The following is a 23,493-nucleotide window of genomic DNA, read 5'->3' on the forward strand; positions in this document are numbered from 1 at the left end:
GATATTTTAGTATAGCATCTCAAAGGATGGAGAAAGCAGATGAAAATTATAAAATGCAGAGACCTTGGATTTAATTGCAACTTCATGGCAACCGGCAAGGCATCTGAAATTGATGATGTGAAACAAAAGATGCTGGATCACATAACTGAGAAGCATCTCTCAGAGAAAAATATGTCAAAAGAAGACCTTGAAGAGCTTACCTCACGTATCGACATTATGCTGAGCAGAGGTTGCGGCTGCGGAGCTCTTTAAGCAAGCACCGCATACCCCACATAATGATAGTAAGATATAGAAAGTGATGTTATAACTTGCAGTTTTTGCAATTGGAAAGACCGCAGATCTTGTTCTCAAATTTCCATTCAAGTCCCCATTTCTTAATGGACTGAATGATCTCTATGAACTCTTCTCCGCTTCTTGTCAGGGAATAAGTGTATATCACAGGGTCCTTTGAATCATCAAGTGTCTTCTTCACAAGACCTTCCTGCTCCAGTTCCTTGAGCCTTATTGAAAGGGTCTTCGGAGTAATGGTCTGTAACTTCTTCTTAAGTTCGTTGAACCTTTTTTCCTCGTTGTTGCCCTTGTAAAGCTCCAACAATATGCACAAAGTCCATCTCTTGCCAATTATATCGATCGTTTTGTAGATGGTACAATCTTTCATAGTATCAGGAAAGAAACTGGCATTATATATAGAAGTATCCCAAATATACTTAGTGACGAAAAACAACAAATTTTAAAAGGAGAATACTAAATGACAAAAGATCTACTTGAAAAGGGAGCAATCGTTCAGAGAGACAAGGAAACATTCGCTATCGCACCACATATTCCAGGAGGTATTGCATCACCAGACCTGCTCAGGAAGATAGCTGATGTATCCGAGAAATACGGGGCAGCTGCAATTAAGGTCACATCCTCCCAGAGAATGGCCATTGTAGGCCTCAAGGAAGATGACATTGACAATGCATGGGAAGATCTTGGAATGAAGCCAGGCGCTGCAATCGGCCTCTGTGTCAGGAGCGTTAAGATATGTCCGGGAACCACATTCTGTAAACGTGGTCAGCAGGACTCTGTCGGACTTGGCCTCAAACTTGATGGGATATACCATGGAATGGAACTTCCATCAAAACTCAAGATCGCAGTATCAGGCTGTATGAACTCCTGTGCTGAGAACGCCATCAAGGATATCGGCATCATGGGTACGCCAAAGGGATTCACCGTCATGGTAGGCGGCAGTGCAGGACTCAAGCCACGTCTTGCAGATACCATTGCAGAAGAACTCGATGAGGAAGAGGTCCTTGCACTTGTTGACAAGATCATCACATACTACAAGACACACACAAAGAAACAAAGGCTCGGAAAGGTTATTGACGAGATCGGTCTTGAAAACTTCAAGACAGAAGTCGGCCTCTGAGCAGACAATTACTACGACTGTAGGGGTTCTTTACAAGGACCCCTAAAATCCCCACGAACCGCTTACGAACACGATCTACAGGGTAGTTCGGACAAAAACCCTGCTTATTTTCCTGATTGATGTAGAGGAGACCATGCAGATCAGCATTTATTATACCGGAGAGTTCGGAAGGAAGGTTATCGGCAATATAGTGAATTCCAGCACATTCTGCACATCCTGTGGAGAACTCTGTGACCACTGCAGAGAGAAAAAGAGATCGTATGCTGACCAGATCGTTGATATTTATGAATTCCCTGCCGACCTGCCACAGTTCATCGAAGAACCTGAAGAATACCTGCCTGAGAACATGGACAAATGTGACCTGCTGATCGCCATGGACCTTCATCCGGACATTCTTTCCGTCCTGCCGAGGATGGCAGAGATGTCAGGTGCAAAAGCTGTGATCGCGCCCATAGAGGTTCCAAAGCTTGCCCCCGCCGGACTTGTCCAGCAAGTAAAGGAGACACTTGAATCAAAGGGAATAGACTGCGAATTCCCAAAACCGTTCTGCTCACTTGTAAAAACAGGAAAAACCCTGATCGATGAATTTGTAGACATGGGATTTGGCAGACCGCTGCTTGTCATAGAGGTCGATAAAGAAAGGAACATATTCACACATGCAAGGGTCCTGAGGGACGCCCCATGTGGTTCCACATGGTATGTCGCCAAAAAACTTGGATGGTCTGATATTGAAATCTACAAGGAAACCGTATCCGGAGCACACCACGCATACCCATGTACTGCAAGCATGGACAAGGACCCGCAACTCAAAGATACGATCCTGCATGAAGCCGGATACATAATCAGAAAAAGCGTTGAGGAAGCAGCCAGGATCAAAAATGATAATGAAGACGAAAACGTGTATTCTGAAGATGAAAAATGAGGTGAGAACATTACCGAAGATACACCTGTGAAGATAGCGGTCCTAAGATGCGATACAGTGTCCGAGGCATGCCCGGGAACAGGATGTTTTAAGGCTTTCAATGAACGGAGAGTAAAGTTCGTCGACTATGATAATAATACACAGATGGTTGCTTTCTTCACATGCGGAGGCTGCTCAGGCAGACGCGTATTCCGCCTGGTGCGCTCCCTGCAGAAGAACGGAGTGGATGTGATACACCTGAGCTCATGCATGCAGATGAAGAACTACCCCGAGTGCCCGCATATTGATACTATCAAGAAGACCATAGAAAATGCAGGCATCAGGATCGTTGAGGGAACCCATCACTGATAACTAATAATTGAGAATGGAGAGGATACAATGGTTAAACGAATGATAGTTAAGATCGATGAGGACAAGTGTACAGGCTGTGGACAATGTGTGTCCCCCTGTGCTGAAGGAGCCATACAGATAATCGACGGCAAGGCAAAGGTCGTTTCCGAAGACCTCTGTGATGGCATGGGATTCTGTATCGGCGTTTGTCCTGAGGGTGCTATCACCATCGAAGAGAGACAGACCGTGGAGTTCAATGCTGAAAAAGCAGAAGCACAGCCAAAGAGCACTGATGTATCCATCAGGTGCTTCAGCTGCGGTGCCGGAGAAGATGAGAGGTACCTCCTGCCCATGAGGCATAAGATGGAGAGCCTCTGGGTCTGCACACGCTGTCTGCCCCAGCTTATCCATGGGTGAATCAAATTGATAGAGCTTGAACTTGCCTCAAAAGTGGATCACCTGTGCGATTACACGTTCAATTTTTACTGGCACGAAAAGGAACTTGAACCCGACACAGTGATCCCTTCCCAGAAAAATACTGAGTATACGTACAGGCAGCTAGTTGACGAGCTCAAGAAAGGCGAGGATGTTCACATAAAGGGAAGTGTTGGCACAAGGTTTGCATATAGCCTCGGAGTTGACCTTGCACATTTTGGCGGAACTGGCAAGACCGAGCCTGCCGGACGTATCTTTGTAGACGGAGATATAGGACCGGAATCAGGGATGTCCATGTCAGCAGGTGCACTTTACCTGACGGGAGATATTGAAGAGCCACTTGGAAATATCATCGAGGTCAGTTCCGATGAGGAAGGATACAGGAAGTTCATTTCCATCACAGAGTTACTCTGTAACAACAGCTCCGAAGTCCCCATTGAGAACAGTTTCGATGCAGGAAGCAAGAAACTTGTACTGACAGACAACATCCCTCGTGGGACCCTTGCTTCAAGATGTAACTGCAATGCAGAGATCATTGTCGAAGGGAATGTTTACAATGGTACAGGACTCCTGATGGAGAGTGGAACCATCACGGTCAAAGGTGATTCAGGGCTCAATACAGGTGCGCACCTGAACGGTGGCAATGTCGTGATCGAAGGAACGGTTGGTGAATTTGCAGGTGCTTACATGAGAGCCGGCGTCCTGCTGTTCAATGACGCGAAAGGATATGCTGGTGCAGGAATGCTTGGCGGCACCATTTATTCCAGGAAGAAGATCCCACCAGCGCCCCCTGCTGAGAAAATGAGGATGGGAGGCAAAGACAGCTCGACCGTGCGAAAACTTACAGGTGTGGGGCGCGTGGAGTCCATGCTTTACAACAAATACGAGGTCGGTGAGGAGAAAGCGCAGTATATCAAAGTGCAGATGAGGGACGGTTCCATCGTTTTGCGTAAGGCGGACTGAAAGGCAGTACTGATACCAGTACTACTAACACCACCAACTGTTTTCCTGACATAACATATATAAGACGTAACATTGTATCCTGATAGTATTAGATATACCGAAAAAGGTTGGATGCACTTGACCACTGAGAGAACTGAAGATTACCTGAAGGCCATTGACACCATAATTGAGAAGAAAGGATACTCGCAGGTGAAGGATATTGCAAGGTTCCTGAATGTCAGCCCGTCCAGTGTTACCGGAATGTTCAAAAAGCTCACCAAAGAGGGGTACATCAATTACGAGAAATACGGAGGAGTTACACTCACTCCGGAAGGAAAGAAAGTTGCCAGGAGCACCAAGGAAAAGTACAGTGTCCTGCATGAGTTCCTTATCCTGCTGGGAGTTGATGAGATCACAGCCGATGACGATGCATGCAAGATGGAGCATGCAGTGACGCCCCAGACACTTGAAAAGCTGACAAAGTTCAGTGAATTTGTAAATTCTAAAGATGAAATGCCAAAGTTCTTCCGCCATTTCATGGAGTTCTGTGAAAAAGGTGAGATCTCCGACTGTAAGAAAATAACTGGAAAGGCATCTTTAAGCAAAAATACCAGAAAAGAATGTGAATAACTGCCTTAATGTAATATAGTAAAATAAAAGATAATCATCTTTTCCAGTTGCTGATTTTAGTTTTAGATAGGCAGTTTTGACTGAATGTAATTTATTTTTAGATCCTGTTTTTTGTTGAGACAGCCCCAGATGCAGTTTCAAATTTTGCCCTAACCTATCGTTTTTTAACATTGATCAATCTCCAAATCCCTTTATTTTTTAATCAGGCATATATTATTAGGTATGCCAAAACTTATATATGGCTGCTAACAATAGTCCAATAAATTAGGATAGCCTAAATATTGGAGGCTTATGAACAAATGTTTACCAAATTAAAAAAGAAAAGGTGTTGCGATCTCGAAGACAATGCTGAAAGCGGTCTTGAAAAGATAATTCTTGTAGGAAACCCAAACGTAGGCAAGAGTGTTATCTTCAACCATTTCTCAGACAGCTATGCAATTGTTTCAAATTATCCGGGAACTACAGTAGCAATAAGCAAAGGGAAGGGGAAAATAGCAGGCAAGGAATACGAGATAATCGATACTCCCGGTATGTACTCATTATTGCCGATAACAGAAGAGGAGCGCGTCTCACAGAGTTACCTCTTTGACAGCAAGCCATTTGTTTACCTGCATGTTGTGGATGCCAAAAATTTGCAGCGCATGCTTCCCCTGACACTCCAGCTAATAGAAGCAGAGGTACCCCTCATACTTGTCCTGAACATGATGGATGAAGCTGCCGAGAGAGGAGTTGAGATTAATGAAGCAAAGCTCCAAAATGAGCTGGGAATTCCCGTAATCCGTACGACCTCAATAAAGGGAGAAGGACTTGACAGGCTTGAAAACGCAATCGCCGATTATGACATTCAAAATGTCGATAACAAAGTAAAGTATAGCAGGGGAATAGAGTCTGCAATTGAAGAGATATCATCTTTGCTAAGATCTGAATACGGGATCTCAAAAAGGACACTTGCACAGTTGCTCCTCCAGAATGACAGGGTTGCTTTTGAGAAGATCGTCCAGAACAATGAAGATGTCAGTTCGATCAAGAGTGTAATAGAGGAAACGGAAAAAAGCTACACTGATCCACTTAATTATGTCCTTACGATAGAAAGGCAGACCTTTGTCAACGATATTGTCGACCCTGTAATGAGTACGACTAAAAAGACAGATACGCTTACAAAAAATACTGAAGATACATCACGAACAACACGAGCATCACTTCGGGAACGTATTGACAGTATCCTTATACACCCCGTCACGGGAATTCCGATATTGTTCCTGATACTCTACTTTGGGCTGTACAAATTCGTCGGAGGATTTGCAGCAGGGACTGTTGTGGACTACCTTGAAGGAACCCTGTTCGGGGAACAGATCAACCCATGGGTGATCGAGAGCTTCAATTCCATTGTCCCATACCCGGTCATCCAGGACCTCTTCGTGGGTGAATACGGTATACTGACACAGGCTGTGACATATGCAATTGCACTGATCATGCCGCTTGTGGGTGCATTCTTTATTGTGTTCTCCATCATAGAGGATACCGGTTACCTTCCACGCCTTGCAATGCTGATTGACCGTGCATTCAAGAAGATGGGGATGAGCGGCAGGGCTGTCATTCCGATGGTGCTTGGATTTGGATGTGCCACAATGGCAACCATGGTCACACGTACCCTTGAGACAAAAAGGGAGAAGATAATCACAAGCATGCTGCTATCACTGGCGATCCCATGTTCCGCACAGCTTGGTGTCATACTGGGTATACTCTCGTTCAGCTCAAAAGCACTGTTCATATGGGCTTTTGTCATAGGTGTAGAGCTTGTGTTCATAGGATTCCTTTCATCAAAGGTGTTGCCCGGGAAAAGCCCCAGTTTCTTCATGGAGATGCCACCACTGAGGCTTCCGAAGGCTTCGAACGTGCTTATCAAGACCTATTCAAGGATGCAGTGGTATTTCCTGGAGGTACTGCCCCTGTTCGTGATTGCGAGTGTACTGATCTGGATAGGAAGGCTTACCGGACTGTTCGAGCTGGCTGTCAGACTATTCTCATACCCTTCACAGTGGATAGGACTTCCAGCTGAGGGCGGAGTTATGTTCCTGTACGGGTTCTTCAGGAGAGATTTCGGTGCTGCCGGATTGTTCGATATGTACAATGCAGGGATGTTGACCGAGATCAACCTGGTCGTAGCTGCTATCACACTGACATTGTTCATGCCATGTATAGCACAGTTCATGGTAACCGTGAAAGAAAGAGGACTTAAGATAGCCCTCGGAATGGCTGCGTTCATCTTCCCGAGCGCTTTTGCTGTGGGATATGTTGTGAACTATGTCCTGACAACATTGGGAGTGGTACTATGAAGTGCCCCCTTTGCAGCCATGAGTTCGACCAGCCTGACAAATCAAAGTGCACAGGCTGTGGGAACTTCAGTTCATGCAATATGCAGCGCTGCCCGAAGTGCGGATACGAGATCCCGCGGGAAACAAAACTGGAAAAGATCATCAGAGGGATATTCAAATGAAAATAAGTGAGAATGCAGAAGAGATCCTGGAAAGAATGTGGGTATGCATAAACGAGCAGGGCACAGATCCTGTGAGCCTGGGATCTCTCGGACTGGAAGAGGGATCTCCTGAGATACAGGAACTGCTTGAGATAGAGAACATCACGCTTTCCGGCTCAGATGTCAGTCTTACAGAGGAAGGTGCTGCAAACGGCAGGACCGTTGTCAGGAGGCATCGCCTTGCAGAGCGACTCCTTGCAGATGTCCTGAACACCAAGGAAAAGTATGTGCACAGCTCCGCATGTGAGTTCGAGCATATACTTTACCATGGCATCGATGAGAATGTATGTATCCTGCTGGGACACCCGCGCACATGCCCTCATGGAAAACCGATCCCTGAAGGGGAATGCTGCAGGAAGGCAAAGGAAGAGATCGAGCATGTTGTGGCCTCTCTTTCAGCTTTGAAGAAAGGCCAGACCGGGAAGATCGCTTACTTCAATATGAGAGAGGAGGAGAAGATGCAGAAGATGCTGGCAATGGGAGTGCTACCCGGCATCCCGATAAGCCTTGTCCAGTCATACCCTTCCTATGTCTTCGACCTTAACCATACGAGATATGCAGTTGACAGGGAAATTGCCGACAGCATATATGTAAGGATAAAAAGGGACTGAGAACAAATTTAGATCAATAGTGTACAGCTAGCCAGAGGGTTTCTGTCGTGTCACTGGTCCAGATGACCCTGTGTTTGCAGTGGGCGGGAATATTAATATGGTCGCCGGGATTGAGGTGCACCACCTCCGAATCTTCGAACAGCAACTTCGCCTCCCCCTGCAACACCATGACCCATTCACTGCGGTCCTGATCGTACCATTGACCCTCCGGAGTCACATGTTTCTTTGAAATAATGCGCTCGACCAATACTCCATCCTGATCCACCAAAGGCTCGAACACTTCATGGGTTAGATCGGCTGGTATCTGGTTAAAAATATTATGTTTTTCCATGGTACACCTCATGGACCCTATCAATAAAAAGGGCGCCTTACGGCAACCCTGCATTGACAGGATCATCGGGATTGGCTATAAATTAAGGGTTTTGTAATCAACCCCTATCTTGATCGGGAATCAGATAATTTTTTTGATGGCACATATACCGAAAATCGAGATAAAACTCATTCTTCGTCAAAAAAAATGTCTTCAATTAAGCATTCGAAGAATCTTGCCATTTTGAAAGCCAATTTTATACTTGGATCATATTTACCACGTTCTATAGCATTGATGGTTTGTCTTGTCACTTCCATTTCCCTGGCTAGATGTTCCTGAGTAATATCTTTCTTTGCTCTCCAGACTTTTAGATTGTTCTTCATTCAACATCCATCCTGGAATTACATTTGTCTTTTGTACCAAAAGTAAAATCCCACATATAATATCGCTGTTATAGCAAACAACAAAGACACAATAGGATAAGCTTGAACATCATATCCTGTAACACCAAGAAGTGCCACTAATATACCTTCAAGAATGATAAGGATCATCAGGCTTTTATGGCTAGATTTCTCAGCGATTCGAAATATTCTTTCATCTTCTACTATTGTCCCCTTATCCCTAAGTCGGATTTCACGAAGAGTAATTATAATCAGTGAGACACCCCCACCTATGAATGCACCACCTACTCCACTCGGATTTATTATCCAGGTAAATTCAAAAGCGTAAAATCCCATGCCTATCAAGGATAATGTGAATCCAACAACTAACATATATATTTCTTTGATTTGCATTTTAATCACTATGTAAAACATACTTTACATTATGTATATAAAACTTTGCAAAAAGAAGAGTATACATTACATCTGATTGGAAATCAACTGCATATGTCGTTATCTGTGGGAAAAACAAAAGGCAGGCTTGACCACAAAATATTCTATTAGACCATAAAGAAAGGAATTTGCCCTCAATGTAGGGGACTTTATGAACAAGCTCTCAATCATCAAAAACTTTATTTGGTTTTCGACACAGACTCCTGCTGATGGAGAAAAGAGAAGAACATCCTTCAAGTCAAGGTGAGGAAGAGCTTTTGCATGAGATGGTCATGCATATCCACGAACAGCCCTGCCGGATCGTTCTTGCAATTACAGGAGGGGGAGTCGGGGCTATTGAACAACTCCTGAAATACGGAGGAGGTTCCGCAACCCTTCTTGAAGCTACTATACCATACAGTTCCAAAGCGCTTGATGATCTTATCAGCAGGAAACCCGAGAAATATGCTTCACCAATGACCGTAAGGACCATGGCCATGGCAGCATACCGCCGTGCATTATCCCTTACAGAAGATGATGAACTGGTCAGGAACAAAGATCTGATGGGCGTGGCAGCTTCCTGTAAGCTTTCAGCTGGAAGTGATGAACGTGAAGGTCGCGAACATGAGATATATGTTGGCATCCAGTCCTTTGACAGAACAGTGGTAATGAGCCTAAGGCTCGGACAGGGTCGTTCAAGGCAGGAAGAGGAGTACATCGCAACCTGCATGATAATCGATTCCATCACTAGGGAATGCGGCTGGGATGGGCAAATGCTTCTTAACAGGCTATTGGACAGTGATGAATTCATCGAAGAGAGAGAAGCAAGCGCTTCCGAAGAGGTCGCTAAGATGCTTTCCCGCCCGGATAGCATCATGAAACGCCCGGACCTCAAGCCCGATGTTGTCAGGTTGAACCTTAAGGATAAGGAAATTACCGATAAACCGGAGATCATCTTTTCAGGCTCTTTTAATCCATGCCACCGCAACCACATTCTAATGGCTGAGCAGGCATTCCGGAAACTTGGTAAAAACGTCCACTTTGAGATATCCGTCACAAATGTGGACAAGCCTCCAATAGACTTTATATCGCTCCAGGAAAGGCTGAATTCGCTTAAAGCCTATAAAGACAGGGATTTCCCCGGAAATATTTACCTCACTGTTGCCCCCCTTTTCATCCAGAAAGCGCAGATATTTGAGAATGCCACATTCATCATCGGAGCGGATACCGCCAACCGGCTGTTCAAGGTCAGATATTACCGCAACGAAGATGACATGAAGAACATGCTGGCGGAATTTCGGGAAAAGAACATCCATTTTCTGGTGTTCAGGAGAAAGGATGTGGAACTGAGGATCGAGCCGGAGATCAGCGACCTTTGTGAGGTCGTGCCGCTGGAAGATTATGAGGATAATGGCATTTCATCCACTGCGATCAGGAAGGAAATGAACATTGAATGAGACCTCTTCCTGCTTCCTTTTGTAATTTTTAACTTCTAAAATAATAGGGTTGCTGCTATTAAATATTTATATAAATCATTAACCTGAAGACTTGCCAGAACAGCCTGTCCCCCTAAGATAAAATGAGGACAGATGGCAGGTGGAGCCATGAAAAACGAAGCTTTGCGACACCCACGAACTGCACAGGAAAGAAAAACGAAGCGACCCGCATACAAGTGTTGGAGATCACTGAAAAAAGTGAGCTTACTTGCCCGTAATACCGATGCGTACATTCCATTCTCTGTCATCGGCATCTTTGTTATACTCGGAGCTGTGCTCACCTCAGCATACTTCCTGCAGACGGATTACGACATTGCACAGACGATCTACACCACTGAGAAGACAGATCCTGAAAAGGTAGCTGTCGGATTTGCTTCTGCGGACCTGTCCCGATGCCTCAATTATGCAGGGATGGAAGCCCTGAAATGGAAAGGTGAGCACCCGATCATCCAGCCTGTGAACTCGTCCGGAGGTACGACCACGGAGGATGATTTCATGGTCAACGCCCGCACCCATGACCTTGAGGCCGGGCATACATTAAGTGTCCAGGTCGACCTGCCTTCGGATGTGTGGTACAGCATATCCTCGCTCTGGAGGGACCAGAACATCATACTGAGGATAAAGGACAGCAATGGCCAGACCATAGATTCCGTGGACTACGGTGAAGCTGTCAGTATCTGGAAAACGGTATCCTTTGAGGAGAACTTCCTGCTGCCACAGAGCATCGGTCCCGGCTACGGCACCATTGAGCTTGAGTGCGGAGGCAACCTGAAGGCCACCGACTGGTTCAGCGTTGCCATGAACCCTGTGAAGGACATCTCTGCAAAGCATTTCAACGAGCTGATCACAGGGAACTACCAGTACGAACAGTATGTCTATGACAAATATGCCATCAACGTGGAGCCGGACATCCACCCACAACAGATACTCATCGAGGAGATCAACGGGACACTTGAAAGGCAGATAAATGATGACAACAGGACCTATTCCATCTATTACACATTCTCCATCCTGGACCTGAACTATACCCTTGTTGACCTTGAGACCGGAGAGACCTTCAACCGCAGCATTGATATCTCGACACTTGTGACCTCAAGGGAACCGCTGCTTGAAGAGCTTACTACGGAATATGAGCGCTCACTGAACAGTGCTGAGACAGCAAACATCGTCCTCGGTGCCATGAACATACGCTCGTTCACTTATGGGCCCTGGCAGCACTATGCCAACGGACCGTTGAACATCATCACCAATCCGGCACTGGCATCAGCGGTCAATGCCGGAACAGCCTATTCCCAGAAGCGGACGTTCGATTCGGTGGACCCCTGGGCACTGATGTACACCACATACTACAATGGCAAGGTATTCTACGAGGATGTGCACGGAACTGCTGACGAGTATGACATTAACGGCTCTAACAACTCCGTCAACCTGACATCCACCTACGAAAAACTGGCAGAGAACAACTCGTTCAGCGTGGACATCGAGGAAGGCATTGGCGAGTCGATGACAGAGACCGGCATGACCTTCGAGCAGGTGGATGAACAGTCGACGATCCGGGTGGCAGCATCGGATTATATCCCGAGCCTGGTGGACGGCTGGGTTTTCAATGACCATATCTGGACCGATGAGCAGGACCTTGTGCACGATGTTGCCCGGGAGGTATACTTTGCCGGGGTGCAGGCACAGGTCGTAAGGGATGGTTTTAATGATACTGTTCCGGTGTTCACTGATACCAGAGGAGAGAGGGATTCGTCCTCCTACGACTGGGACACGGTGTCCTGGAAAGCCTCGTATGATATCGAAGGAAACCATACCGGAGCCATCGAACCGTCGTATTCGTGGAATGAAACATGGAGTCGCTCATATGAAAAAACAATGTCTCCGAAGATCGATCCGCCCCAGGGAAGGCTAACAGGCTGGAAGCTCACAGGTGCCACCGTGTCCCTTGATTCAGTGGAAACCGAGGTCACAATAACACCGGTGTTCCGCCACAGGGAGAACGATAATGTCACCGACATGGTGCGTACCGATGGATATCTTGAACGTGAAGACCATGTTTTCGACTGGAATGTGACATACAACATCGACTACCGTGTCACTTCGAAATGGAAGATATACTACAGGTATTCCTACAACTACAAATGGAAGGAGATCACCGGCTACCATTCCAATGAGTTCGGTGCCAGAATACCGGAATACAGCCACCATTCATCAAGCAGCACAGGATCAAAGACAGAATATATCACGACCACGGACACACGCTCGACGTCTCACCTTGAGACTGAGACGGAAAACTTAAGCATACTGTACCACAAGCGTCCTCCCACAGGAACCTACGAGGGAATGGCATCCTACACCGACCCGGTGACCCGGGAATACCGCATTACAAACATAGAGATCAACGGTATCGAGCGCCAGGACCCTGCCTGCAGTGATGCCGCTGACAAGTACAAGGAGCAGTACATAGACATCCACCAGATCGAGACCCGCTACATGCTGTTCCCCAATGACTTCTACATCCCGGAGCAGAAGGTGGAGTGCGATATCCCGGACTGGCTCCACAAGATGATGGCAGACGAACTACTGGAAATGGTCGGCTCCATTGAAGCAGCGGACCCGACGGTGAACGTCTCCCTGATGGACGATCCCGGTGCAGACCCTACCTTGCTCAGATACGAGGCCGCAAAGAAGCTGACAGCCGACCTCAAGGATGACACCGAGAGCTACGTGAACAGGCAGCAGTACCTGACAGGTAGTGAAATGTACACCAGCAGCGATACAGCGCGCTTTATTGTAAAAAATGAGGCTTACCTGAAGCTGATGGATGAGATCGAATCCCAGAACCGGAAGTTGAACAGCGATCTCAATGATTACCTGCTGGAGAAGCTAACCGAAGCGAACGTTAACATCCCCGGCCTTGACACCGGAGCACTGGACAGCGTGACCTCCGGCTCACTCTCACTTTTCAACAACCCTGCCGTGAGCATGGCAGGCACCGCACTGGGAACCGAGATGGGGATCATCGACACCATGACCATCACAGGCATGCCCGAGAGCAAGTACAACTGGACCGAAGGCATGACGCTTGTGGTGGACCAGTACCCGGATTACCTGTACCATGATCCCAAGTTCGACCTTAATGGACAATACGAACTCAAGGACCCAAAGGGAATGACCATCTACCCCCTGGGCGTGAAGAACACCTGCGTATTCTCCACCGGCATTGCAGATGACATCGCAGGCCTTCTGGACGAGACCAGCAGCCCGGTAAAGGAAGCGACCGCACAGATGGTCAGCAGCAGCATCGAGGACCTCAGTACAGAGGTCAAATCACTGGAGCAGAACCTGAGCGAGCAGGCCATCCCCCTTGACACCACCGCACTGGACCAGCGGGTCAACGGCCTGACCACCACCTACAGCAGTCAGATGAGAGAGGACGTCCCGGAAATGATCGCAAAGGAAGTGAGAGCCGACCCTGTGGTATCCCTCTGGATAACAGAAGCTGAGGTCTCAACGATTACTCAGAACCACCTCAACAGCCTGTCAAAAAGTCAGATCATCAACCAGTCTGCCGACGGAACCCTCCCCACCGGCATCTCTGAAAAACTGAGAGCCGAGGTCATAAAGAACAATCCAACCCTCACCGGCGATGAGATGGATGCGGTCCTGAACCGCCTGGACACCGATGTCCGCGTGGGGATTGCCGAAGGCATCAGCGTCGTGATAATAGATAACAGCGCAATGATCGACGCCTCCTTTGATGCAGTCAACAACGAATTACAGAAACTGACAGACGATGCCACCACCCAGCTGAGCGAGGATGTCGCGGATAAGGTTAACAAACGTCTGGAAAAGACCATGAAGCACGTCCCCATGGGACTGCCTGTGCTTCCCCCGCACTGGATGTTCACGGTCAATGTCTGGACGTATGATGTGATCGGCAAGTATGAGTATTTCAGGGTGACCGATAACGACAATGAGGTGATTCTGAACACTTATATCGGGCATGAGGGGCAGGTGTATGTGAGGGAAGATGCGCAAGTTTATCATCCATTTAAAACCGATGAGTATGGATATTTAGTAGATTTAGGAAAAAATAAACGGATGATGTTCCAGTTCGGAGGATATGCAACAACAATTGTCGGACCAAGCCCAAAAGGTGTTGGAGACAAAAGTGGAGAACGTACTGAGGAATCAATTGGTTATACTGATCTTTCAGATGAATTCAAGGTGATAAGATGAAATATAGATGCATATTGATTTTTTTAATGATTTTATCATTAGCAACTGTGGCATCAGCATATGAAAATCCTTATGGAAAATATTACAGCTATGAAGTTTATTATAACGGAGATGAATTAGAATCAGATGCTGCAAAACCGGTTCTCAAAATCGGAGAACCATTTACAGTATCTATTGAAATGACAGTGTATCAAGAGTGCAAAGTGTACATGCAAATTGAAGATCTAGGAACAGGACTGGATATGGATAATTTCATAGTAGTTGAAGGTCCAAGCCAACTTGGAGAATCAATAAGCAGAATATATGCAGAAAATGAATCACATACTTACGAGTGGACTCTGAAACCAACTGAAGAATGGGCAGGCGGAACAATACCAATAGATATCCATTATGAAATAATTGAAAAAGGACAATCCGAGCCTCTCGTGAACGCTGGATTCACAGCAGTCCTCCCATACATCTCCACCGAATACTACGATGCCCCAGAAACCACTCCAGCAGAACCCCCGGAGACCGATACCAACCAGACCCCAGCATTCACTCTCCCGGCTGCCCTGCTGGCAATAGCACTTGTTGCCCTGCGCAAAAAGTGCTAACCATTCTTTTTTCGCGTAATCAAACATATTAAATACTTTGACAGTAGTGGAATCCTATATATAAGTGAAGACTGCATTATTTATGAGGAGTCGAAATATGGATTGTCTGTTCTGCAATATAATAAAGGGAGATATCCCATCCTACAAGGTCTACGAAGATGAAACGGCCTATGCTTTTCTTGACATAAACCCTTGTTCCAGAGGACACACAGTAGTTGTCCCGAAAACACACTACGAAAACTTCACCGACATGCCTGCCGAAAAAGCCGGCGAACTTTTCGCAACCGTAAGGATGATCGCAAGGCTGGTAGAAGATGCTGTATCCGCAGACGGCTCGAACATCGGCCTGAACAACAAGGCCGCCGCCGGCCAGCTTGTCCCGCATGTCCACGTCCACATCATCCCCAGATTCGAAGAGGATGGCGGCGGTTCCATGCATTCAATTGTATCCGTAAAGGGCGCGGCGGATGATCTGGAGGAGATGGCGGAACTTTTGGTGATGGAGTAAAGGGAATACTGCAGATACTCAAAGCCTATCTTCAAAAAATCGATGTGAATAATATTTGGCATTTAATATCTCTATTTATCCCAGGTTTGATAATAAAAATATGGGAAGAAATACTGGAAAGGGGAGTATATCCCTGATAGTATGTTAATAAATTCAAAGCAGGATTCCTTAAAAGGCATAGATAATCCTGATGAATAGTATTTCCCTCTTGCTTTACGCTGGTAAGCGAACAGTTGTTTATGTTGTTTGCCCCTTTGCTTATTTGTTTCACTTCTGAGGCCACGTTGGTATTTTAAAATACCTGAAGCTACACCAACAGTTCAGTGGCTTAGCATGTTCTGTTAATGAGCTTACAAACTGTGTTTACTTAGTTTTTTATGATGAGATCTATATGACCATTATTGCCTTATTCGGTTTCAAATGTATAACACCATAGATCATGTCAAGCATCATATCAAGTTTTTTTTGAAAAAACAATCATAGAACCATCTTTCAAACGTATTTCCTTGAATACATCAAGACCATTTGCCTTCAGAACATCGATGTAGTCATTAAAAGATATACTGTTCTCAAAACTATACCTTGAATTTGCTTTCTTTATATCTTTAAATGTCCACAAATTCCAATCAAGAGTGAGCAGAGGGTCAGATATTGAGTCCTCATCCGGGACCTGCCTGTTCACAAAAACTCCCCCTTTATTTAGCGCAGAGGTGATCTTTGGAATCAGTCCAGGAACTCTCCCTCCCGGGTTGAGCGATGAGAATATGATATCGTAACCATCGCCAATGTCATCAGTAAAAAAGTTACCCGGTATCACATCCACTCGATTCGCCCCGTATTTTTGAGTGTAGATCTTTGTTTGTTCAACCACCGGAGGCAGATCAAAAACAAATGAATTCAAGTCTTTGTTCAAACTCGCAAAACCTATGGCATACAGTCCATGACCTCCACCAAGGTCAAGCATTTTACTTGCATTGTTAAAATCGATGTTTTCAATGACAGTCTGGATAACTTCCTGAAGCATTCCACATTTTGCATTCTCTGCCATAGAATGTATTACCCTATCACCAAAGAACTCTTCCTTTTCAACAATGGCAGGACCGTTTTTTATAATATCGTGCAAATTTTCCCACAATTTTACGTTACTGTCCATATCTGATAGATAATTTAGTTGTGAATACGGAGAATCACTTAGAATGTAGGTGTTAGATATGCCTGTATTTGCATAACTATCCCCTTCTTTATAGAGAAGTTCAAATCCACACAGAACATCACAAAGCAATGCTATCATTTTCTGGTTGCAACCTATTTTGTTTGCAAGTTCTTGCGGTGTTATTGGAACTTTCGTATGTTCGAAAACATTAAGTTCCACAGCCGTAGCTAAGACCTTATAATTTCTAAAACCCTTCATAGAGTCTTCTACGATTCTCATAAATTTTTCAGGAGCCACTTCCGGCCTCTTCATTAATTCGATCCCTAAACTCATACTTTACACCCTTTTTAATATACCAAAGAATTAAAATAATACAAAAATACTTATTTCCAGTCCACGATCTTTCCTTTGTCCATTATGGCAATCTCATCACACATCCATTCCACCACATCCATATCATGAGAAATAAATAGGTAGCTTATCCCGAATTTTATCTGCAGGTCTTTCAGTAAGTTAAGGATCTGAGCTTGAACCAGAGGATCCAACATAGAAGTGGCTTCATCTGCAACAATAAACTTTGGATTCAAACTTAAGATCCGCGCGATCACAACCCTCTGTAGCTGGCCACCACTCAATTCATGCGGGTATCTGAACAAAAGTTCCTCATTCAAATTAACAATTTCAATCAATTTGAGAATTTTTTCATTTTCCTCATCTGCACTACATAATTTATGGATCCTTAAAGGTTCTAAAATAGCATCATATATCCTCATCCTCGGATTGAGTGAGGATTCAGGATTTTGGAATATTATTTGCATCTCGCACCCCAGGCTTTTCAGTCCCCGGCCCCTTAGCTTTGTAATATCCTTTTTTTCAAAGACTATACGACCTTCTGTAGGTTCTATCAGGCGCAAAATTGTCCTGGCAACGGTCGTTTTACCACATCCGCTACTTCCTACCAGCCCCAGTGTTCTACCTTTATTTATTTCAAAATCCACTCCGTCAACTGCTCTTATTTCTTTCTTGTTGAACACCCCGCTATAGTAGTATTTCTTCAGGTTCTCAACTGATAGCAAAGTCATTTTTAACCTCAATTTCCTTCATATAGGAAACATCTAACATTCGTCCCTTTTTCAGTCTCTACCAGCACCGGATGCTTTTTTGTGCATTCATCCATAACGCATTTACATCTTGGATGAAAACTGCATCCTGATGGAGGTGAACTAAGGCTTGGGCTTTCCCCAACTGTTGGATTCAACCCTCTTTTGGGAAGTGAGTTCAACAGGTCCTGTGTGTAAGGATGTTTGGGATGAGATAGAATATTCCCAATTGTTGCTATCTCAATAATTTCCCCTGCATACATCACCGCAATCCGATCACACATTTTTTCAGCCACGCCAAGGTCATGAGTGATGAGAAGCAGACTCGTATTTCTTTTTTTTACCAGTTCACAGATCAAGTATACTATTTTATCTTTCGTTGCAGGATCAAGGCCTTTGGTTGGCTCATCTGCGATCAACAGTCCCGGATTCAAGGCCAGCCCCATAGCTATCATAACCCTCTGTTTCATCCCCCCACTAAATTGATGAGGATATTCATACATTCTTTTTGGGTCAATTCCAACCATTTCAAGCATTTTAGCTGCTCTAATCCCCGCTTCCTGTTTCTTCATATCCCCATGATATCGATAGATCTCTGATATCTGGTCACCAACAGATAAAACCGGATTTAATGCAGCCGAGGGGTTTTGGAGTATGATTCCAATATCTTTACCTCTTATCTTTCTCAATCGGTCTTCGGGAAGGCACAATAAATCTTCACCTTTGTAAATGATTTTTCCGGCAAACTCGACATTATCAGAAAGCAGTCTTATTATTGCCCTTCCAAGTATTGTTTTTCCACAACCGGTCTCTCCTATCAGGCCCATGACCTCATTTTCTCTGACCTCCAGATCAATACCATTGTTAGCTTTCACAATTTTGCCTCTGGCATTGAAATGTACCTTTAGGTTCTGTATTTTCAATAAGCTCATTCATTCACCAGCGTCATTTCGTTTCCTTTCGGGTCGAGCATATCCCTCAAACCGTCACCTAAGAAATTAAAAGCCATTACAGTCACCATTATGGCGGTACCTGGGAAAAAGGTAAGATGAGGAGAGGTTCGAAGATAAGGGATCCCGGCTTTAAGCATCGAACCCCATTCAGGTGTCGGAGGCTGGATCCCAAGGCCGAGAAAACTCAGGGCGGTCGCAAAGATGATCGCATGTGCGATATCAAGTGTTGCAAGTACAATAATAGGATTGATGCAATTTGGAAGTATATGGCGACGCATAATATAGATATTTGAAGCTCTCAGCGCTTTTGCAGCCTCGATAAATTCCTTTTCTCTGAGAGAAAGTGTAATCCCTCTCACAAGTCTTGTATATGCAGGCCAGTGGGTCGCAGAAAGTGCAATTACTACGTTTGAAAAGCTGGGGCCTAACATCCCTGCAATCACAAGTGCAAGGATTATACTTGGAAAAGCCAGAACCACGTCTACAACTCTCATTATGGTCTCGTCAATTATTCCACGGCTATAACCAGCAATGATGCCCAAAGCCGTACCGACCAAAGCGGTTATCCCAACAACCGTAACACCAATTGCCAGAGAATAGCTTGTTCCGAAGATCAGTCTTGAGAGAATGCATCTTCCAAGATCATCTGTGCCAAAGGGATATTCAAAGCATGGCTGAAGAAGCCTGTTTTCCAGTCTTTGTTCCAGAGGGTCATGCGGACAAAGGAAGGAAGCCAGAATTGCAATTAAGATCAACAGGATAACTATAGCTCCCCCGATTGCAGCCATCCTGTTGTTTCCGGCTTCTTTTAGAACGATCATCTTATCATTAACTTTTTTCATACCTGATCCTCGGATCCAAAAACGCATACATGATATCCACCGCCAGGTTGGTGAGCGCAAATATGACAGCAATAAACAACACACAACCCTGCACCATAGCAAAATCCCTGGCATATATGGAATCTACCAGCAACTTCCCGATGCCGGGCCATGCAAATATCGTTTCAACTATCACACTCCCCCCAAGCAAAAAACCCAACTGCAGCCCTGCAAAGGTAATGATAGGCAACATTGCATTTTTTAACGCATGTTTAAAGATTATTGTTTTTTCATCCAGTCCCTTTGCTCTTGCTGTTACTATGTATTCCTGGCTCAGTACATCCAGCATGCTGGAACGAGTGAGGCGGGTGGTAATGGCAGCCATGGATGTGCCAAGAGTTACTGAAGGAAGGACAAGATGTTCAATTCCACCATACCCATAACTAGGAAGTATGTGAAGGGTCAGCGCACATAACCAGATCAACAGCAATCCAAGCCAGAAGTTGGGAATCGATACCCCAAGCAACGCACCGGCCATACATAGATGGTCAATTACTGTATTTTTCCTTACCGCACTAATTATTCCGACAGGAATGGAGATACACAGGGATATTAATAGACTCGCTGCCGCCAGTTTGATAGTTGCAGGGAGCCTGGTAGTAATTTCTTCCAGGATATCATGAGATGTTACCACTGATCTGCCAAGGTCAAGGTGTAAGACGTGCTCAAGCCATTTCAGATACTGGATGTATACCGGGGAATCAAATCCTTCTGTTACCCTGACCCAGTCGATCTGTTCCTGGGTCAGGTCCTCACCGTACCTAGCCACAGCAATGACCTCAGCAGGGTCACCGGGTGCAAAATGCATTGTAGAAAAGGTTACAAGGGTCACTCCAATAACCACGAAAAATACGAAAAACATACGTTTTAGGATATATTTCAGCATTCCTTTCCTTTCCTTATGATCAATTTTTCTTAATCCGGCACAGTTAAAGACCATTTATCCAAATACAATAAAAAAGAAGGAAGGAGGAGCAATGATCCTGAGATTCATTGCTCTTCTTCGAGGTACACTCCTTCAAGGTTAAGCCACGGATCCTCAGCAGTGATCTGGTATCCTTTTACGTAGCTATTGGCTGCGATGATCTTTTCTTCATGCACCAGATAGAATGCAGGCAGTTCTTCAAGTACCATGTCCTGCAGGTCATAGTACAGCTGTTTCTGCTTTTCAGGATCAACTGTCGAATCTGCTGCATTTGCCAGCTTATCATACTCCGGGTTATTGTAATGTGAATATGGACAATAGGACTGATGGACAAAGAAATGGCGTGGGTAGGGTCCCCATACAAAATATCCTGTCCTGAAGATCACATCAAACTGACCTTCATTTTCAAGCTTATTAATAGCTCCACTTTCCAGTACCTGTATATCCGCATCCATTCCTACCTTTTGCAACGTGCCCTGAATGGCTTCAGCCATTGGAACATGACGGGATGCCCAGACGCCTTTTCCAACAACGATCGTTGCCTTAAGAGGTTCTCCGTTCTTCTCAAGAACTCCATCATTATCAGAGTCCTGCCAACCGGCTTCGTATAATATATCCCTGGCTTTTTCCACGTTATATTCGTATAGGTCAAGTTCGGGGTTTGAATACATCATCACAGGAGAGAAAGCCCTGCCCTTGGCCGGAGATCCAATGCCTTCCAAAACCGTATTTACCATCTGCTCAGTATTAATGGAGTATGCCACAGCTTTTCTTACTTCCTTATCCTTGAACACTCCGCTATTGCAGTTGAATTGTAAAAAGTCCGTGAAGGTCGTTAATTTCCTGTATACATCAACATCAGGTTCTTCTTCCAGTCTCGAAACGTCATACTCAGGCAGTTTTATGGCCATGTCGACTTCTTTTGTTTCAAGTGCCATCACACGGGTGGTGGCTTCAGGTATGACTTTGAAAGTGACAGTTTCAAGAGCTGGTTTGTCACCCCAATATTTGTCGTTCCTGACAAGCACGATCTCTTGGTCAGTGACCTGTTTCTCAAATTTAAAAGGACCTGTTCCAATAGGTTCTGCAAAATTCCCATTCTCATGAACACAGCTGGGACTCATGATGGGCCAGGCCACATGTGTAAGATAAAATGGCAATGGCATTGGTTTGTTCATGACGAATTTCACTGTGTTCTCATCGATGATCTCAATATGATCCAGAGCTCTTAAAGCCCCCATCTTTTTGACATAAGATTCATTGCTGTAGGAAAATACAACCGAGTTCGCATCAAATGGTGTGCCATCATGGAAATATACGTCATCCCTCAGGTGGAATATCCATGTTTTCCCATCATCCGGTGTTTCCCATGATTCTGCCAATCCCGGCACTATGTTGAGATCTGTGTCCAGTCTTACAAGAGTTTCATATACCTGTGACCACACAAATCTGCCATCCCCATCGGGGAATTTGTCGAGATACCAGTTGTTTACATCGGTACTTATGCCAACTACAAGTTCGTTTGTAGCATCATCTTCTTGCGGGGCTGTGCAACCAGCTGTTAATAAGACAGTCGCAATAAGCCCGCCCATAATTAGAAAGGTCAGGAAATTACTCTTTTTATTCACCGCTATCACATCCTTTTTCCCACCACATCTTCACACGCGTGGTCAATCCTCTCAGGATAACGGCGCCATCATCATCTTCTTCAAGGTGGTCTTTAAGGTAGTCTCTTAGGATTGCATCCTGATGTTGTTCAGTGATGTTAAAATAAGACTTAAAATGGTCAACAGACTCTTCCTCGGAGGAAAAACGGTGGACATGCTCAAATGGAATGACATTTATGTGCGGATAAATACCCATCCGGTAAAGCACATTATAAAGAATGTCGCATTTCGGTGCAGGATAATAATTGGTCCCATGAAGGGAAGGCCACAATGCTTTAAAGTTAGCGTCCCATGAGGTTTCTCCTGCAAACCAGTAAATGTAAACATATCTTGAGGAGGCTGCCTCCATTTTCCGAACAGCTTCTTTTATGTCGGGCATTCCCAGAGAGTAGGAGGCTATTACCACATCGTAGGATCCTTCAAGATCAGATCCAATTTCGACATCCTCCCAGCGTTTATGAACACACTTGATGTTACCAATATCATTTTCTGTGATCTGGTCTTGCAACACACCAATCATGCCAGGAGAAGGTTCAACCGCAGTGACATGAGATACCATTTCAGAAAGTGGGATTGCAAGTGTACCCGGTCCTGCTCCAATATCAAGAACTCTGGATTCCGGTGTTAAAGGAAGATCTTTGAGGGTATTTTCGATCAGTTTCTCCCCCTTTCCCTGAAACATTTTCAAAAATAGTTGTGCATTTTCTTTTTTGTCCCAGATAGCAGCACAATCTACAGCATGTTGTGATTGGTTCTGCATTAACATCTGTTCTTTCCAGACCTCATTCCAGTCGATCATATCTCTGTTCATCATTATTCCTAGCTCTTTGTATTTTGAATATAATGTTGAATCGACTTATTGCATATAAAAATGCCTATTTGTAACAACTAATGTTACAGTGTTAACTGTTCGTATGACATGCCCTATGGGATATAAAAGATAAAGAGGAACTTTCTCATCTGAATATTAACAAATGCCGAGACTGGAACAATTAAAGAGTGTTTGACCCCAGCTTTGACCGGAGGAGTATTTTTC

At 44.9% G+C, this 23,493-nt stretch carries 25 protein-coding genes; 14 read left to right on the forward strand and 11 right to left on the reverse strand.

Annotated elements, in window-relative coordinates:
* The first annotated feature begins 39 nt into the window (after positions 1-39).
* On the forward strand, positions 40-252 hold the full coding sequence (locus LI82_RS10860) for a DUF1059 domain-containing protein (protein ID WP_048195698.1): 213 nt from the start codon (positions 40-42) through the stop codon (positions 250-252).
* A 49-nt stretch (positions 253-301) separates the two neighbouring features.
* On the opposite strand, the gene LI82_RS10865 is transcribed toward LI82_RS10860, so the two are convergent.
* Entirely contained in the window at positions 302-658 is a 357-nt protein-coding gene (locus tag LI82_RS10865; protein ID WP_048195700.1) for a winged helix-turn-helix transcriptional regulator, read from the reverse strand.
* A 90-nt stretch (positions 659-748) separates the two neighbouring features.
* On the opposite strand from LI82_RS10865, the gene LI82_RS10870 reads away from it, so the two are divergent.
* The 9 genes from LI82_RS10870 (at position 749) to LI82_RS10910 (ending at position 7,814) form a co-directional block, all read left to right on the forward strand.
* A complete protein-coding gene (locus LI82_RS10870; RefSeq protein WP_048195702.1) occupies positions 749-1,408 on the forward strand; it encodes a nitrite/sulfite reductase domain-containing protein in 660 nt (219 codons plus the stop codon).
* A 133-nt stretch (positions 1,409-1,541) separates the two neighbouring features.
* Positions 1,542-2,330, forward strand: a complete 789-nt coding sequence (locus tag LI82_RS10875; RefSeq protein ID WP_048195704.1) for a DUF166 domain-containing protein — start codon at positions 1,542-1,544, stop codon at positions 2,328-2,330.
* Positions 2,331-2,357: 27 nt separating this feature from the next.
* Entirely contained in the window at positions 2,358-2,678 is a 321-nt protein-coding gene (locus LI82_RS10880) for a CGGC domain-containing protein (RefSeq protein ID WP_394297413.1), read from the forward strand.
* Positions 2,679-2,708: 30 nt separating this feature from the next.
* A complete protein-coding gene (locus LI82_RS10885; protein WP_048195709.1) occupies positions 2,709-3,077 on the forward strand; it encodes an ATP-binding protein in 369 nt (122 codons plus the stop codon).
* Between the two features lie 6 nt (positions 3,078-3,083).
* Positions 3,084-4,058 (forward strand): formylmethanofuran dehydrogenase, encoded by a 975-nt coding sequence (locus LI82_RS10890; protein WP_048195710.1) that lies wholly within the window; start codon positions 3,084-3,086, stop codon positions 4,056-4,058.
* A 117-nt stretch (positions 4,059-4,175) separates the two neighbouring features.
* Positions 4,176-4,667, forward strand: a complete 492-nt coding sequence (locus tag LI82_RS10895) for a metal-dependent transcriptional regulator (RefSeq protein ID WP_048195712.1) — start codon at positions 4,176-4,178, stop codon at positions 4,665-4,667.
* A gap of 299 nt (positions 4,668-4,966) precedes the next feature.
* Positions 4,967-7,003, forward strand: coding sequence for a ferrous iron transport protein B (gene feoB / locus LI82_RS10905; RefSeq protein WP_048195716.1), 2,037 nt, complete (start codon positions 4,967-4,969; stop codon positions 7,001-7,003).
* Positions 7,000-7,164: a hypothetical protein gene (locus tag LI82_RS13240; RefSeq protein WP_167879762.1), complete on the forward strand. Its 165-nt coding sequence runs from the start codon at positions 7,000-7,002 to the stop codon at positions 7,162-7,164. The genes feoB and LI82_RS13240 overlap by 4 nt, the downstream gene beginning before the upstream one ends.
* Positions 7,161-7,814, forward strand: coding sequence for a metal-dependent transcriptional regulator (locus LI82_RS10910; RefSeq protein ID WP_048195717.1), 654 nt, complete (start codon positions 7,161-7,163; stop codon positions 7,812-7,814). The genes LI82_RS13240 and LI82_RS10910 overlap by 4 nt, the downstream gene beginning before the upstream one ends.
* Before the next feature lie 13 nt (positions 7,815-7,827).
* Here LI82_RS10910 and LI82_RS10915 read toward each other — a convergent pair whose 3' ends face one another.
* The 3 genes from LI82_RS10915 to LI82_RS10925 all read right to left on the reverse strand — a co-directional run bounded on the left by LI82_RS10915 (position 7,828) and on the right by LI82_RS10925 (position 8,918).
* Positions 7,828-8,199: a cupin domain-containing protein gene (locus LI82_RS10915; RefSeq protein WP_201770318.1), complete on the reverse strand. Its 372-nt coding sequence runs from the start codon at positions 8,197-8,199 to the stop codon at positions 7,828-7,830.
* Positions 8,200-8,312: 113 nt separating this feature from the next.
* Complete coding sequence (locus LI82_RS10920; RefSeq protein ID WP_048195720.1) at positions 8,313-8,507, reverse strand: helix-turn-helix transcriptional regulator; 195 nt, start codon at positions 8,505-8,507, stop codon at positions 8,313-8,315.
* 18 nt (positions 8,508-8,525) lie between these two features.
* The gene (locus LI82_RS10925) at positions 8,526-8,918 is read right to left on the reverse strand and encodes a DUF2178 domain-containing protein (protein ID WP_048196284.1); all 393 of its coding nucleotides are present in this window, start codon (positions 8,916-8,918) and stop codon (positions 8,526-8,528) included.
* 248 nt (positions 8,919-9,166) lie between these two features.
* Between LI82_RS10925 and LI82_RS10930 the strand changes: the two genes are divergently transcribed.
* The 4 genes from LI82_RS10930 (at position 9,167) to LI82_RS10945 (ending at position 15,778) form a co-directional block, all read left to right on the forward strand.
* A complete protein-coding gene (locus LI82_RS10930; RefSeq protein ID WP_048195722.1) occupies positions 9,167-10,393 on the forward strand; it encodes a nucleotidyl transferase family protein in 1,227 nt (408 codons plus the stop codon).
* 147 nt (positions 10,394-10,540) lie between these two features.
* Positions 10,541-14,674, forward strand: a complete 4,134-nt coding sequence (locus LI82_RS10935; protein WP_236622735.1) for a DUF7286 family protein — start codon at positions 10,541-10,543, stop codon at positions 14,672-14,674.
* A complete protein-coding gene (locus LI82_RS10940; RefSeq protein WP_048195724.1) occupies positions 14,671-15,270 on the forward strand; it encodes a sarcinarray family MAST domain-containing protein in 600 nt (199 codons plus the stop codon). Before LI82_RS10935 ends, LI82_RS10940 begins: the two co-directional genes overlap by 4 nt.
* A gap of 97 nt (positions 15,271-15,367) precedes the next feature.
* Positions 15,368-15,778 (forward strand): HIT family protein, encoded by a 411-nt coding sequence (locus LI82_RS10945; RefSeq protein WP_048195726.1) that lies wholly within the window; start codon positions 15,368-15,370, stop codon positions 15,776-15,778.
* A gap of 454 nt (positions 15,779-16,232) precedes the next feature.
* Here the strand turns inward: LI82_RS10945 and LI82_RS10950 are convergent, their stop codons facing one another.
* The 7 genes from LI82_RS10950 to LI82_RS10980 are packed head-to-tail and all read right to left on the reverse strand — an operon-like array spanning position 16,233 to position 23,271.
* A complete protein-coding gene (locus LI82_RS10950; protein ID WP_048195728.1) occupies positions 16,233-17,264 on the reverse strand; it encodes a class I SAM-dependent methyltransferase in 1,032 nt (343 codons plus the stop codon).
* A 50-nt stretch (positions 17,265-17,314) separates the two neighbouring features.
* On the reverse strand, positions 17,315-18,013 hold the full coding sequence (locus LI82_RS10955) for an ATP-binding cassette domain-containing protein (RefSeq protein ID WP_048195730.1): 699 nt from the start codon (positions 18,011-18,013) through the stop codon (positions 17,315-17,317).
* An 8-nt stretch (positions 18,014-18,021) separates the two neighbouring features.
* A complete protein-coding gene (locus LI82_RS10960) occupies positions 18,022-18,963 on the reverse strand; it encodes an ABC transporter ATP-binding protein (protein ID WP_048195732.1) in 942 nt (313 codons plus the stop codon).
* On the reverse strand, positions 18,960-19,826 hold the full coding sequence (nikC, locus tag LI82_RS10965; RefSeq protein WP_236622736.1) for a nickel ABC transporter permease subunit NikC: 867 nt from the start codon (positions 19,824-19,826) through the stop codon (positions 18,960-18,962). Before nikC ends, LI82_RS10960 begins: the two co-directional genes overlap by 4 nt.
* On the reverse strand, positions 19,813-20,805 hold the full coding sequence (gene nikB, locus LI82_RS10970; protein ID WP_330217381.1) for a nickel ABC transporter permease: 993 nt from the start codon (positions 20,803-20,805) through the stop codon (positions 19,813-19,815). Before nikB ends, nikC begins: the two co-directional genes overlap by 14 nt.
* Before the next feature lie 50 nt (positions 20,806-20,855).
* Positions 20,856-22,418 carry an ABC transporter substrate-binding protein gene (locus LI82_RS10975; RefSeq protein ID WP_236622737.1) on the reverse strand — a complete coding sequence of 521 codons (1,563 nt, stop codon included), beginning with the start codon at positions 22,416-22,418 and terminating at the stop codon, positions 20,856-20,858.
* Positions 22,411-23,271 (reverse strand): class I SAM-dependent methyltransferase, encoded by an 861-nt coding sequence (locus LI82_RS10980; RefSeq protein WP_330217382.1) that lies wholly within the window; start codon positions 23,269-23,271, stop codon positions 22,411-22,413. The genes LI82_RS10975 and LI82_RS10980 overlap by 8 nt, the downstream gene beginning before the upstream one ends.
* Between the last annotated feature and the right edge of the window lie 222 nt (positions 23,272-23,493).

Origin of the sequence: Methanococcoides methylutens (genome assembly GCF_000765475.1) — an archaeon.
Lineage (GTDB): Archaea > Halobacteriota > Methanosarcinia > Methanosarcinales > Methanosarcinaceae > Methanococcoides > Methanococcoides methylutens.